This is a genomic window from Amycolatopsis sp. NPDC043889 (assembly GCF_056435645.1).
In genome coordinates this window covers 54,670-67,335 of record NZ_JBWKEC010000003.1, presented here as the reverse complement: position 1 = coordinate 67,335, position 12,666 = coordinate 54,670, and the positions used below count along the sequence as shown (strand labels likewise).

At 67.2% G+C, this 12,666-nt stretch carries 12 protein-coding genes; 1 reads left to right on the top strand and 11 read right to left on the bottom strand.

What is annotated here, in order from left to right; genetic code table 11:
- Positions 1-24: 24 nt before the first annotated feature.
- From AC0685_RS08270 to rplJ, 11 genes are all read right to left on the bottom strand, one after another.
- Positions 25-1,290 carry an MCE family protein gene (locus AC0685_RS08270; protein WP_478224955.1) on the bottom strand — a complete coding sequence of 422 codons (1,266 nt, stop codon included), beginning with the start codon at positions 1,288-1,290 and terminating at the stop codon, positions 25-27.
- Positions 1,290-2,489 (bottom strand): MCE family protein, encoded by a 1,200-nt coding sequence (locus tag AC0685_RS08265; protein ID WP_478224954.1) that lies wholly within the window; start codon positions 2,487-2,489, stop codon positions 1,290-1,292. Before AC0685_RS08265 ends, AC0685_RS08270 begins: the two co-directional genes overlap by 1 nt.
- Entirely contained in the window at positions 2,489-3,667 is a 1,179-nt protein-coding gene (locus AC0685_RS08260; protein WP_340684773.1) for an MCE family protein, read from the bottom strand. Before AC0685_RS08260 ends, AC0685_RS08265 begins: the two co-directional genes overlap by 1 nt.
- Positions 3,664-4,650 (bottom strand): MCE family protein, encoded by a 987-nt coding sequence (locus AC0685_RS08255; protein ID WP_478224953.1) that lies wholly within the window; start codon positions 4,648-4,650, stop codon positions 3,664-3,666. The genes AC0685_RS08260 and AC0685_RS08255 overlap by 4 nt, the downstream gene beginning before the upstream one ends.
- On the bottom strand, positions 4,647-5,678 hold the full coding sequence (locus tag AC0685_RS08250; protein ID WP_478224952.1) for an MCE family protein: 1,032 nt from the start codon (positions 5,676-5,678) through the stop codon (positions 4,647-4,649). The genes AC0685_RS08255 and AC0685_RS08250 overlap by 4 nt, the downstream gene beginning before the upstream one ends.
- Before the next feature lie 169 nt (positions 5,679-5,847).
- Positions 5,848-7,185, bottom strand: a complete 1,338-nt coding sequence (locus AC0685_RS08245; RefSeq protein ID WP_478224951.1) for an MCE family protein — start codon at positions 7,183-7,185, stop codon at positions 5,848-5,850.
- Positions 7,182-8,018, bottom strand: coding sequence for an MlaE family ABC transporter permease (locus AC0685_RS08240; RefSeq protein ID WP_016331063.1), 837 nt, complete (start codon positions 8,016-8,018; stop codon positions 7,182-7,184). The genes AC0685_RS08245 and AC0685_RS08240 overlap by 4 nt, the downstream gene beginning before the upstream one ends.
- A gap of 3 nt (positions 8,019-8,021) precedes the next feature.
- Complete coding sequence (locus AC0685_RS08235; RefSeq protein WP_125732839.1) at positions 8,022-8,774, bottom strand: MlaE family ABC transporter permease; 753 nt, start codon at positions 8,772-8,774, stop codon at positions 8,022-8,024.
- Positions 8,775-8,812: 38 nt separating this feature from the next.
- The gene (locus AC0685_RS08230; RefSeq protein WP_478224950.1) at positions 8,813-9,982 is read right to left on the bottom strand and encodes an ABC transporter ATP-binding protein; all 1,170 of its coding nucleotides are present in this window, start codon (positions 9,980-9,982) and stop codon (positions 8,813-8,815) included.
- Positions 9,983-10,491: 509 nt separating this feature from the next.
- A complete protein-coding gene (rplL, locus tag AC0685_RS08225; protein WP_034304194.1) occupies positions 10,492-10,878 on the bottom strand; it encodes a 50S ribosomal protein L7/L12 in 387 nt (128 codons plus the stop codon).
- A gap of 48 nt (positions 10,879-10,926) precedes the next feature.
- Positions 10,927-11,478, bottom strand: a complete 552-nt coding sequence (gene rplJ, locus AC0685_RS08220) for a 50S ribosomal protein L10 (protein ID WP_034304192.1) — start codon at positions 11,476-11,478, stop codon at positions 10,927-10,929.
- 328 nt (positions 11,479-11,806) lie between these two features.
- On the opposite strand from rplJ, the gene AC0685_RS08215 reads away from it, so the two are divergent.
- On the top strand, positions 11,807-12,652 hold the full coding sequence (locus tag AC0685_RS08215) for a hypothetical protein (protein ID WP_478224949.1): 846 nt from the start codon (positions 11,807-11,809) through the stop codon (positions 12,650-12,652).
- Positions 12,653-12,666: the final 14 nt, after the last annotated feature.

Genomic DNA, 12,666 nt, shown 5'->3' with positions numbered 1-12,666 from the left:
CAGGTTAGATATACGGTCTCGGCCTCAGCCGGGCAGGCCCAGCAGCGTGCCGAGGGTGGGCAGGCTGACCCCTGGGCTCTGCAGGACGCTCGGCATGCCCTGTGCCGCGCGCAGGCTGGCCAGTTCCTCGGCCGAGCGGCCGGCGTTCGCCGCGACGTCGCCTTCCGACGGGATCTGCGGGACCCCGTTGTACGGCACGTTCTGCGAACCGCGCACGTTGATCGGGCTGCCCTTCGGCTCGGCGCAGTACGCGTCGTCCTTCGGCGCGCGAGGCGTCGTGTCGGTGCCTTCGCGGTACTTGTCGAGGCCGATGTAACCCTTGGTGCACGAAGGCGGGTTGAACAGGTTGAGCGCGAGGCCCAGGTGCGCGGTGCCGTCGTTGGCGACGCTGTTCGCGCCCGCGGCCAGCATCGGGTACGTCACCAGGCCCTGCTCGAGCCCGTCGAGCCGGGTCACGAGCAGGTTCGACGTCGTGAGCAGGTTCGCCGTCAGCGCGCCCAGCCCCGGTCCGGATTCGGCGAGCACCTCGCTGATCTGGTTCGCCACCTGCGGGGTGATCCCGATCAGCTTCCGGATGTCGGCGTCGGAGTTCTTCAGTGTGCCGGAGAGCTTGTTGAGGTCCGCGCTGAACGACTTCATCGAGCTCGCCATGTCGTTCTGCGTTTCGAGGACCTGCCCGCCCTTTTCCAGCAGCTGGACGGTCTGCGGCAGATACTCCTGCGCGGTCGCGGTGAAGCTCCGCGCGGTGTCGAGCAGCCGCTGCAGGTCCGGGCCGGTGCCGTTGAAGGCGTTGTACGACTCGTCGACGACCTTGCGCAGCGAGTCGGTCGGCACCGAGGCCGCGAGGCTGTCGAGGTCACCGATGAGCTGCTCGGTGGGCACGGGCGTCTTGACCTTGTCGGCCGGGATGACCGAACCCGAGTTCAGGAACGGCCCGTTCTCGCTCTTCGGCCGCAGGTCGACGAACTGTTCACCGACCGCCGACCGGTTCGCGACGACGGCATCGAGATCGGCGGGCACCCGCGGGGCGTCCGGCGAGATGTTGAGGTCCGCCTCCAGCCCGGTCTTGGTCAGGCGCAGTTCGCCGACCCGGCCGATGTTGAAGCCCCGGTACGTGACCTCGGCGTTCTGGAAGATGCCTCCCGACTGCTTGAGCTGCAGTTTCACCGTGTAGCCCTCGTCGCCGAAGACCTGGCCGAGCCCGGCGAACCGGATCAGCGCGTACACGATGGCGACCACGGAGATGATCGCGAACGCGACCAGCTGGATCTTCGTCCTACGGACCAGCATCAGCCGGCACCTCCCGACAGCACGCCGAAGATACCGGCGGGTCCGGTCTGTTGCGGCTGTCCGCCGCCCTGCGGCGCGCTCGCCTGGCCGCCGGCGACACCGCCGACGCTGTCCGGGATCGGCAGCGGCGGGTTCGCGCCCGGCCCTTCGGTGCCGCCGGTCAGCCCCGGGACCGGGATGGCGTCCTTGAGCGGGTTCTCCCGGCTGCGGCCGAGGTTCTTGAGGATCTCGTTCAGGTTCAGGTCGATCTTCGCGAATAGGTTGAAGTAGTCGCCCTTGACGCCGTCGTAGGCGGCGTCGCTGAACGGGAAGGTCAGCAGGATCTCCAGCGCCTTCGGCAGATCCGAGCCCGCCTCGCCGAGCTTCTGCAGCGTCGGCTGCAGCGCCTTGAGGTCGGCGACGAGGTCTTCCTTGCTCTTGTTCACCGTGTCGACGGCGACCCCGGAGAGGTGGTTGAGCGCGTTCAGCATGGTCACCAGCTGACCGCGCTGCTGCTCCAGCACGCCGAGACCGGGGCCGAGGTTGTCGACCGCGCCGACCAGCTTGTCCTTCTGGCCGTTCAGGGTGAGCGAGAGCCGGTTCAGCCCGTCGAGCGCCCGCGTGATGTTCGCGGACTGCTTGTCCAGGTTCGTGACCAGCTCGTTGGTGTTGTTCAGCAGCGCCTTGAGCTCCGGCGAGCGGCCGGTGGTGGCGTTGTTGAGTTCCTTGGTGATGGTGTTGAGCTGTTCGACCCCGCCACCGTTGAGCAGCAGCGAAAGCGCGCCGAGCAGTTCTTCGACCTCGACGCTGCGGTTCGTGCGGGCCAGCGGGATCACGGCGTTGTCGGCGAGCTTGCCCTGCCCGTCGGCGGGCGCCGCCAGCTCGACGTACTTCTCACCGAGGAGGCTGGACTGCTTGACGTTGGCGAGCGCGTTCGCCGGCAGCTTCACGTCGCCGTTGACCCGGAGGGTGACCTCGGCGTTCCAGCCGTCCTGGGTCAGCCCGATCGCTTCGACACGGCCGATGGCGACCTCGTTGACCTTCACCCCGGCCTGCGGGGTCAGGTCGAGCACGTCCCGGAACTGCACCTTGACCGTGTACGGATGGTCGCCGAGTTCGGCGCCACCGGGCAGCGGGACGTCGTAGATCCCGCTGAACCCGCAGCCGCTCAACGTCAGCGCCGCGACCGTCCCGGAGGCGATAAGAGCGATCTTCTTCATCACTTCGCCCCCGAACCGTAGAGCTCACCGGCGATCGGGAGCGGAAGCGGCGGCAACTGGCCCGCCTGCGAAGACTGGATCACCTGCGCGATCGACGGCAGCGGCACCAGCCCGTCGACCAGTCCGGCGACCCCCTTGCACGCGTCGCCCAGCGCGTCGAGCGCGTCCGGGGTCTGCTTGAGCAGGTTGCACACCATCACCAGCGGCGGCTGGGTGAGCTCGTTGAGGTTGGCCCGCGCGTCGAGCGTGCCCGACGAGGCGTTGTAGGTGTTGACCAGGTTCCCGAGGCCGACCGGGGCGACGTCGAGGATCTCGGCGAGCGCGCCGCGCTGGTCCACGAGCACCTTGGTCACGCTGGCCAGCTTGTCCACATTGGACTTGAGCCGGTCGCGGTTCTTCTCGATGAACGCCTGCACCGCGGTGAGCGTGTCGGACAGCTGCTTCACCGTGGCCGAAAGGTTTTCCCGTTCGCCCGCGAGGAATCCGCTGACGTCGGCGAGCTGCCGCTCGAAGTCGCGGACCTGCTTGTCGCTGTTCACCAGCGTCTGCGAGAACGAGCCGAGGTTCTCGACGGTCTTGAACAGGTCGTCCTTGTTCCCGGACAACGTGCCCGCCGCCTGGCCGAGTTTCGTGATCGTGTCGTGCAGCGCCTGCCCGTTGCCGTCGAAGTTCTTCGCGGCGGTGTCGAGCAGGTTCGACAGCGAACCGTTCTTGTTGGCGCCGTTGGGCCCGAGCGACTTGCTGACCCGGGAGAGGCTGGCGGCGAGTTCGTCGACTTCCAGAGGCACCTCGGTGCGGTCGAGCCCGATGACCGCGCCGTCGGCGATCCGCGGGCCGCCCTTGTAGGCCGGGGCGAGCTGCACATAGCGGTCGCTGACCAGGGACGGCGACACGATGATCGCCTTCGCGTCCGCGGGCACGGCCACCGAACGGTCGTACTCGAGTTCGACGCGGACCTGGTTGCCCATCGGCTGGATCTTGGTGACCGTGCCCATGTCGACGCCGAGCATGCGGACACTGTTGCCCTCGTAGAGGCCGACGGTGCCGGCGAAGTACGCGGTCACGTGGTTGCGGCCGGCGTCCTTGAGCGTCCACCACAGCGCGCCGGCGACGACCAGCGCGAGCACGATCGCGATGGTGAAGCCGCGAGCCAGTCCGGCTCCGAGACGGGTACTCATTTCTCGTAGCACCCTTTCTCGTTGATCGGCCCGAACGACGGCAGGACCAGTCCGCAGATGTAGTTGTCGAACCAGCGGCCGTTGCCGATCGTGTTCGTGAACACCCGGATGAACGGCGCGAACCGCGCGATGCCCTGGCCGAGGGCGTCCTGGTTGCGCTGGAGCATCGAGGTCAGCTGGTCGAGCTGGGTGAGCACCGGGTCGAGCTGCGCGTCGTTGTCGTCGACCAGGCCCTTGAGCTGGGTGGCGAGGTTGCGCGAGCCGTCCAGCAGCGCGGAGATCGCGTCTTTGCGCTTGGCCACCTCGCCGAGCAGCTTGTTGCCGTCGGCGAGCAGCTTCTGGAACTCGGCGTCGCGGTCGACGAGCGTCTGCGAGACCTGCCGCGTGTTCGCGAGCAGGCTCGACAGCTGCGAGTCACGCTTGGCGATGGTGTCCGAAAGCCGGGAAAGGCCGTTCAGGGCGCCCTTCACGTCGGCCGGGGTGTCCGCGAACGTGTCCGTGATGACGTCGAAGCTCTTCGCCAGCTGCGTCGTGTCGATGTCGTCGACGGTCTGCGAAAGCCCGCGGAAGGCGTCGAGGACGTCGAACGGCGACATCGTGCGCTCACGCGGGATCGTCGCGCTCGGGTCGAGCGTGCGCTGCCCCTGCGGGTCGAGCGCCAGGTACTTCTGGCCGAGCACGGTCTTGATCTTGATGGCCGCGCTGGTCTTGTCACCCAGCCAGGCGTCCTTGACCTTGAAGGAGATCCGGACCTTGTCGCCGTCGAGCTTGATCTCGGAGACCTTGCCGACCTTCACGCCGGCGACCCGCACGTCGTTGTCCTCCTGCAGGCCGGAAGCCTCGCTGAAGTCCGCGGAGTACGTCGTCCCGCCGCCGATGACCGGCAGGTCCTCCGAGTTGAGCGCGGCGAGGAAACCGAGCAGCAGCACCGAGATGCCGACCAGCGCGATCGGGATCGGATTGCGTTTCTGGAACGACTTCATGCCGTGCACCTCGCCCGGTTCACCGGCAGCAGCGGCAGGTTGATCGGTTCGTTGATCAGCGGAGGCAGGGCGACGGCTCCCGTCATCTCACAGGCGAAGAAGTTGAACCAGGAGCCGTAGTCGGCGGTGCGGGTCAGCGCCGTCACCTTCTGCGGCAGGAACTGGATGAAGTGCTCGACGATCGGCTGGCTGTCGTTGAGGTTCTTCGACAGCGTGCCGAGCGCGGCGATGTCCTGCTTGAGCGGCTCGCGGGCCTCGCCGAGGAGACCGGAGGTCGTCTGGGCGAGGGTGCCGAGCGAGTCGATGGCGTCGCCGATCGGCTCGCGGTCCGCGGCCAGCCCGGAGACCAGCTGCTGCAGCTTGACGATCAGGTCGTTCAGCTGCGGCGTATGCGCGTTGACCGTGTCGAGCACCGAGTTCAGATTGTCGATGACCTCGCCGATCACCTTGTCCTTGTCGGCGATCGTGGTGGCCAGCGACGCGGTGTGCTTCAACAGGCTTTCGACCGTGCCGCCCTCGCCCTGAAGGACCTGGATGACCTCGTAGGACAGCTTGTTGATGTCGTCCGGGTTGAGCGCGGTGAACAGCGGCTTGAACCCGTTGAACAACTGCGTCAGGTCGAGCGCGGGCGTGGTCCGCTCCAGCGGGATGTTCCCGCCGGGCTCCAGTGTCTTGCCGGAGGTGTCGGTGCCCTGCCCGAGCGAGAGGTAGCGCTGGCCGACCAGGTTCCGGAACTTGATCTGCGCGGTCACCCCGGCGGGCAGTTTGCGGCCGGCGTCCACTTCGAACTCGATCTCGGCCTGACGCCGGTCGACGATGCGGACCTCCTTGACCTGCCCGACCCGGACACCGGCGATGCGGACGTCGTCGTTGGGCAGCACGAGGGTCGCGTCGCTGAACCGCGCCTTGTAGGCGTTGGTGCTGGTGGTGTTCACGTTGGCGATGCTGATCCCGAGGATGGTCGTGAACAGCACGGTGACGACGATGAAGGCGCCGAGTTTGATCAGCGGAGCGAGCAGACCCCTCATGCCCTTCCCCCGTTCGCGCGCGATCGCGATCGCCTGGCCAGGCCGCGGCTACCAGCCGAAACCGGCGGTCGTGCGGAGAAGGCGGCCTGCCCCCGCGATAGCGAGGCCTCCGGCCGGAGCGCGCGCGCTCCGGCCGCCTTCTCGACCAGGGGCGCAACTACCGTTCCAGTCATTTGACGTGCACCTCCGCTCCTCGATAGAGCGGGCCGACGAGCAGCGAGCCCCAGCCGGGCACGTCCGACGCGGCCATGCCGACCTGCGGGGCGACCAGCTGCGCGAGGAAGTCCGATTCGGACGCGCTGTAGGACGGGCTACCGCCGGGTGCTCCCCCGCCGTTGTAGCCGCCGTAGTTCGCGAAGCCGTTCGAAGGCGAGAGACCGTCGTTCGCCGAGCGTGCCGGGGGTTTGACCGTGCTGCCGTCCTTGATCGGGCCGTCCGGCGGGTACTGCGGGAACGGGTCCGGGAACTGCTTCAGGTCGTAGCAGCGCGGACCGCGTTTGTCCTCGAACCTCGGCTCGTCCTTGCCCGGCAGGTACGGCCCGCGGTTGACGGTGACCTCGATGGTCGCGTGCAGACCGGGCCGGTCGGTGCCCTTGCCGAGGGCCTTGTCGATCTTCGGCAGGTTGGCCGCCATCTGCCCGATCACGCACGGGTACTCCGGCGAGTACTTCGCCAGCAGCTCCGCCGTCGGGCGGGCGGTGTCGGCGAGCCGGATCAGGTTGTCCGCGTTGTTCCGCAGGAACGTCTGCAGATCGACCGAAGCCTGGGTGACGCTGCCGTAGAGGTTCGCCAGGTTCATCTTCTGGTCAACCACGGTGCGGGTGGTGGTGCTCAGGTTGTCCAGGGTCTGCACCAGATCCGGGGCGACGGCGTCGAGGTTGTCCGAGAACTTCGCGAGCTCCTTGAGGTTCTGCTGGAGCTTGGGCTCGTGCGGGTTCAGTTCGCCGACGTAATTGCCGAGCTGCGCGAGGGTGTCGCCGAGTTGATCGCCGCGGCCGTTGAGCGCGGTCGAGATCGCCGAAAGCGTGCTCGACAGCTTCTGCGGCTGGACGGCCTGCAAGACCGGCATCAGGTGGGCGAAGGCCTGCTCCAGCTCGACCGCGCCGGACGTACGGTCCTGGGTGATCACGTCGCCCTCGGCGATCGTCTTCTCCGAAGGCACGTCCGGGATTTCGAGGGAAACGAAGCGCTCACCGAACAAGGTCTTCGGCAGGAATCGCGCCGAAACGTTCTGGGGGATCAGTTTCGCCGACTCCGGATTCAGCGCGAGCGTGAGTTCGGCGCCGTCCGGCGTCGCGGCGATGTCCTTCACCGAACCGACGATCAGACCGCGGACCTTCACGTCGGACTGCTTCAGCAACTGGTTCCCGATGTTGCCCGACTGGAGCTTCACGCTGACGACGGGCGTGAACGCCCTTTGGTACAGCGCGATGCTCAGCGCCACTCCGCCGATGAGCACGGCGACCAGAAGCAGGCCCAGCAGCCTGCGCCGGATTGTCGCGATCATCCTGCGATCCTCACCGTGACGTCGGTTCCCCAGATCGCGAAACCGATGAAGAAGTTCATGATGGACACCGTGACGATGCTCAGCCGGACCGCTTTACCGACGGCCACGCCGACACCGGCGGGGCCACCGGAGGCCCGGTATCCGAAATAGCAATGGGACAGGATGATCAAGACGCTGAACAACAGCACCTTGATGAAGGAATACAACACATCCTGTGGTGGTAGGAACAGGTCGAAATAATGGTCGTAGGTACCCGCTGACTGGTTGTAGATGTAGATAACGACCAACCGCGACGCGAGATACGAACTCAGCAGGCCGATGACGTACAGCGGGATGACCGCGACGAAACCGGCGATGATCCGCGTGGTCACCAGGTACGGCAGGCTCGGCACGCCCATGACCTCGAGCGCGTCGATCTCCTCCGAGATACGCATCGCGCCCAGCTGGGCGGTGAACCCGGCGCCGACCGTCGCCGAAAGCGCGAGCCCGGCGACCAGCGGGGCGATCTCGCGGGTGTTGAAGAAGGCGGTCAGGAAGCCGGTGAAGGCCGAGGTGCCGATCGAGTTCAGCGCCGAGTAACCCTGAAGACCGACGAGGACACCGGTGAACAGGGTCAGGCCGACCATCACGCCGACCGTGCCGCCGATGACCGCGAGCGAGCCGGAACCGAAGCTCACCTCGGCGAGCAGCCGTAGAACTTCTTTCATGTAGCGGCGAAGCGTCCTCGGCGTCCACAGCAACGCGCGGCCGTAGAACGACATCTGGTCACCGAGGTTGTCCAGAGTCTGCAAAGGACGGTTGGCGACCCGCTTGGCGCCCTGGAGGAAGGTCATGCGTCAGTCCAGCTTTCCGGGCACGATCTGCAGGTAGATCAGCGTGATCACGAAGTTCACCACGAACAGCATGAGGAACGTGATGACGACCGACTGGTTCACCGCGTCACCGACGCCCTTCGGGCCGCCGGACGGGTTCAGTCCCCGGTAGGAGGCGACGACCGCGGCGATGAAGCCGAAGATCAGCGCCTTCAGCTCGCCGACCCAGAGGTCCGGCAGCTGGGCTAGCGCGGAGAAGCTCGCCAGGTACGCGCCCGGCGTCCCGCCCTGGAGGACGACGTTGAAGAAGTACCCGCCGAGCACGCCGATGACGCTGACCATGCCGTTCAGCAAGAGCGCCACCAGCATCATCGCGAGCACACGCGGCACGATCAGGCGCTGCACCGCGGAGACCCCGAGCACCTCCATGGCGTCGATCTCTTCGCGGATCGTCCGCGCGCCGATGTCCGCGCAGACCGCGCTACCGCCGGCGCCCGCGACCAGCAGCGCCGTGACCAGCGGACTGGCCTGCTGCACGGTGGCGAGCACCGACCCGGCGCCCGTGTAGGACTGGGCGCCGAGCTGGCGGGCGAGCGATCCGAACTGCAGCGAGATGACCGCGCCGAACGGGATCGCGACGAGCGCCGTCGGCAGGATCGTGACGCTCGCGATGAACCAGGCCTGCTGGATGAACTCCCGCAGCTGGAACGGGCGCTGGAAAATGCCACGAACGATGTCGAGGCCGAGAGCGAACAGGTTCCCGGTCTCGCGCACCATGCCGATCCCGGGGATCTTCGCCGATGAAGCGGAAGAGCTCACGCGCCACCCGACCCCGGATCTTGTGGCCGCAAGCGGTGGTTGCCCGCTCTCCCGGGATGCGGGATGTGGGCGACCTGGTCGTCGGGCAGCTGGCCCTGGTGGTGGTTCGGGATCGAGGTCTCGGCGGGCGACGACCGGTGGCCGGCGGTCGCGAGGCGCTGCGGGCGGACACCGTAACGCTGCTGCTCCTCCGGGGAGAGCGACTCGATGATGCTCTGCTGCGCCTCGGGCGGCAGGCCGTGCAGGATCTGCATGACGCGGTCCTTGCGGCGGACCGCGCCCATCCGGGTCGGCACGCCGGGCGTCGGCTGCATCTGCGGCGGCACCCCGCTGACGTCCTCGACACCGCCCGCGTGGTGACCGGCCTCGAACATCGCGCGCTCCGCGGCGAGCTGGGCCGAGTCCTTCTCCTCGCTCATGCCGATGGGGCCGTCCATCTTGCCGTTGAGGAACTGCTTGACGACCGGCTCCTCACTGGTCAGCAGCACCTCGCGCGGGCCGAACATGACCAGTTCCTTGCGGAAGAGCATGCCCAGGTTGTCCGGGACGGTGCGGGCGAGGTTGATGTTGTGCGTGACGATCAGGAACGTCGCGTCGATCTGCGCGTTGACGTCGAGGAAGAGCTGGGAGATGTAGGTGGTGCGGACCGGGTCGAGACCGGAGTCCGGCTCGTCGACCAGGATGATCTGCGGGTCCAGCACCAGGGCGCGGGCGAGCCCGGCGCGCTTGCGCATACCGCCGGAGATCTCGCCGGGCAGCTTCTTGTCGGCGCCGTTGAGACCGGTCATCTCGAGCTTCTCGAGCACGATCCGGCGGACCTCGGTCTCCGACTTCTTCGTGTGCTCCCGCAGGGGGAACGCCACGTTGTCGTAGAGGTTCATCGAGCCGAAGAGCGCGCCGTCCTGGAAAAGGACGCCGAAGAGCTTGCGCACCTCGTAGAGCTGGTGTTCGGAGCACGTCACGATGTCGACGCCGTTGATCATGCAACGGCCACGGTCCGGCTTGAGCAGACCGATCATCGACTTCAAGAAGACGGACTTACCGGTTCCGGACGGACCGAGCATCGCCGAAACCTCGCCCGGAGGCAGGGTCAGCGTGACGTCCCGCCAGATGGCCTGCTTACCGAAGGACTTGGAAAGACCTTCGATGACCACCTCGGCACCCATCGCACCTCCAGGAGCTGTTCCGCGTCGTCGCGCACTGCCTTCCCGTGCCACTGGCCCGGGAGGACGCATGCGTTCGCGCAGCGATACCCGCGTCAACCAGGTGCAACGAGCTGAGTGCGAACAGGTTACTCACCAGTTTTCTTTTCTGGCCAGACCCACGGGTAACTTTTCGCGCAGCCCGCCGCCTGCCCGTGCACCGCTTGCAGCACCGTAGTGCACGTCACTCCCGCGCGCAGATCCACAGCGGCACTGCCCAGGCCGGATCGCGATTAGGGGGCTAAACGCAGGTCAGGGCCCCTGCCGTCCTCCGCGCCGCGCGGATCGCGTTTAGCGGGCAAAACGCGATCCGATGCCCTGGGCGCGCCCAGATGCTTAGCGTGGCTACGCGTCGCGATCAGGGGGCTAAACGCAGGTCGGGGCGGGAGGAGCCGGAGACAGCGAAGGGGCGGGCATCCGTGTGGATGCCCGCCCCTTCGGCGGTGCTGCGTTAGGCGCTGACGCGCCCGGGATCACTTGATGGTGATCTTGGCGCCCGCGGCCTCGAGCTTCTCCTTGGCGGCCTCGGCGGCCTCCTTGTCAACCTTCTCCAGGAGGGCCTTGGGAGCGGCCTCGACCAGCTCCTTGGCCTCCTTCAGGCCCAGACCCGAGACGACCTCACGGACGACCTTGATGACCTGGATCTTCTTGTCACCGGCGGACTCGAGGACGACGTCGAACTCGTCCTGCTCCTCGGCGGCCGCGGCGGGGGCGGCACCCGGGGCGGCGGCGACGACGGCAGCCGGGGCGGCCGCGGTCACGTCGAAGGTGGTCTCGAATTCCTTCACGAACTCGGACAGCTCAAGAAGGGTGAGCTCCTTGAAGGCGTCGATCAGCTCGGCGGTGCTCAGCTTCGCCATGGTGGCTTTCCTCTCTGAAACGAACTAAAAGTTCGGGGGTGGGGGTGTTCAGCTCTCGGCGGGTGCTTCGGCTGCTTCGGTACCGGCGTTGCGCTGCTTCTCCTCCAGCGCGGCAGCCAGGCGGGCGACCTGGGACGCCGGCGCCTGGAACAGCGCGGCGGCCTGGGACAGCTTCGCCTTGAACGCGCCCGCCGCCTTGGCGAGCAGGACCTCACGGCTGTCGAGATCGGCGATCTTGGTGATCTCGTCCACGGACAGCGTCTTGCCGTCCATGTAGCCGCCCTTGATCACAAGCGCGTTGTTGTCCTTCGCGAAGTCGCGAAGCGCCTTCGCGGCGTCAACAGCTTCACCTTCGACGAAGGCGATCGCGGTCGGGCCGACGAACAGGTCCTCGAGACCCTCGATTCCGGCGTCCGTGGCGGCACGCTTGACGAGGGTGTTCTTCGCGACCCGGTACTTGGCATTGGTGCCGAGAGCGCGGCGCAGCTGGGACAGCTGGGACACGGAGAGGCCGGTGTACTGGGTAACGACTGTGGCCGAGCTGCTGCGGAAGCTCTCCGCGATCTCGGCGACGGCCGCCTCCTTGTCGGGCTTCGCCATGGTCGCCTCCTCTCTTGGCTAGTGGTCCACTGGCCTTGAGAGCCCTGAAACGACGAAACGCCCCAGCGCAGACAGGCGCGGGGCGTCAGAGCACACGACGACATGCGTCATGGACGAGCCTCGTTCCTCCTGCGCGGGTCGCCCGCCCTAGCGGGGCCTTCGTTCTCCAGGCCAGATGACCGGGAGAAGACCAGCGGTCTTCGGTAGAACCTTGACAAGAATACGTGACCCTGTTTCGTCCCCGGCGGCACCCCCTGCCAAATCGCGTTTAGCCCGCTAAACGCGACCGGCGGAGTGCGCGGGAGGGCTCGCGAGGCATCATGGTGACGTGGCGGAGCAGCGTGATGACGGAAAGCCGGACAACGAGCCCGGCACGGACATCGAGCCCAAGGCGGGAGGTCAGCCCGCGCCCCGGCTGGACGAGGAACAACTGCGCCAGCTCCAGCAGTTTCAGCAGTTCCAGGACTATCTGAAGTTCACCGAGGCGCAGCAGCAGGGCCTCGTGCCGTCGCAGCCCGCGCAGCCCATGACCCAGCACTACGGAGGACAGCCCCCGGTACCTCCGGGGCCTCCTCCCGGTGAACTCGTCAAGGCCCCTCGGCCGCGTGCGCCGCGCTGGCTGCGCCGTCTGGGCGGGAAGCTTCTCGCCTGGGTGATCGTGATCCTGCTGATCTGCATCGGCGCGACCATCGCCTACCGGCAGATCTTCCCCAGCGACGCGGGGGAGGACACGGCGACGTTCGTCCAGGGCGGCGGGGGCAAGCACCGCACCAACCAGGTGCTTTCGACCAACCCGTGGGAGGCGGTGCGGGCCATCTACGACACGATCGGCAAGCCGTACCCGCCTGCCACCCGCGTCGAAAAGGTCTGCCTGTCGATGAGCGAGCAGGCGCAGGCCCAGTTCGCCCGCGACCTCGGCTACCCGGACTGCGCGACCGCCGTCCCGGCCCTGAACGCGAAGGTCACCGACATCACGCCCTACATTTACGCGGTGCGCCCGATGTCGAGTGTGGTCCCGCGGCAGAACCTGACGATCCACTCGTGCTGGTACACCATCCGCGGTGGCCCCCTGCTGGGCAGCTTCACCCTGCAGGAAGTCGAGATGGGCCAATGGCTGATCACCGGGCACGCGAACTCCCCCAACCCCTGCCCCGCCCCGCCCACGGGCAACTGACCTGGGCGTTTCCA

Excerpts from the sequence above, each read along its gene's own strand:
- AC0685_RS08270 (WP_478224955.1), bottom strand. The coding sequence starts at position 1,290 with ATGCTGGTCCGTAGGACGAAGATCCAGCTGGTCGCGTTCGCGATCATC.
- AC0685_RS08255 (WP_478224953.1), bottom strand. The coding sequence starts at position 4,650 with ATGAAGTCGTTCCAGAAACGCAATCCGATCCCGATCGCGCTGGTCGGC.
- AC0685_RS08260 (WP_340684773.1), bottom strand. The coding sequence starts at position 3,667 with ATGAGTACCCGTCTCGGAGCCGGACTGGCTCGCGGCTTCACCATCGCG.
- AC0685_RS08265 (WP_478224954.1), bottom strand. The coding sequence starts at position 2,489 with ATGAAGAAGATCGCTCTTATCGCCTCCGGGACGGTCGCGGCGCTGACG.
- AC0685_RS08250 (WP_478224952.1), bottom strand. The coding sequence starts at position 5,678 with ATGAGGGGTCTGCTCGCTCCGCTGATCAAACTCGGCGCCTTCATCGTC.
- AC0685_RS08240 (WP_016331063.1), bottom strand. The coding sequence starts at position 8,018 with ATGACCTTCCTCCAGGGCGCCAAGCGGGTCGCCAACCGTCCTTTGCAG.
- AC0685_RS08235 (WP_125732839.1), bottom strand. The coding sequence starts at position 8,774 with ATGGTGCGCGAGACCGGGAACCTGTTCGCTCTCGGCCTCGACATCGTT.
- rplJ (WP_034304192.1), bottom strand. The coding sequence starts at position 11,478 with ATGGCGAAGCCCGACAAGGAGGCGGCCGTCGCCGAGATCGCGGAGAGC.
- rplL (WP_034304194.1), bottom strand. The coding sequence starts at position 10,878 with ATGGCGAAGCTGAGCACCGCCGAGCTGATCGACGCCTTCAAGGAGCTC.
- AC0685_RS08230 (WP_478224950.1), bottom strand. The coding sequence starts at position 9,982 with ATGGGTGCCGAGGTGGTCATCGAAGGTCTTTCCAAGTCCTTCGGTAAG.
- AC0685_RS08245 (WP_478224951.1), bottom strand. The coding sequence starts at position 7,185 with ATGATCGCGACAATCCGGCGCAGGCTGCTGGGCCTGCTTCTGGTCGCC.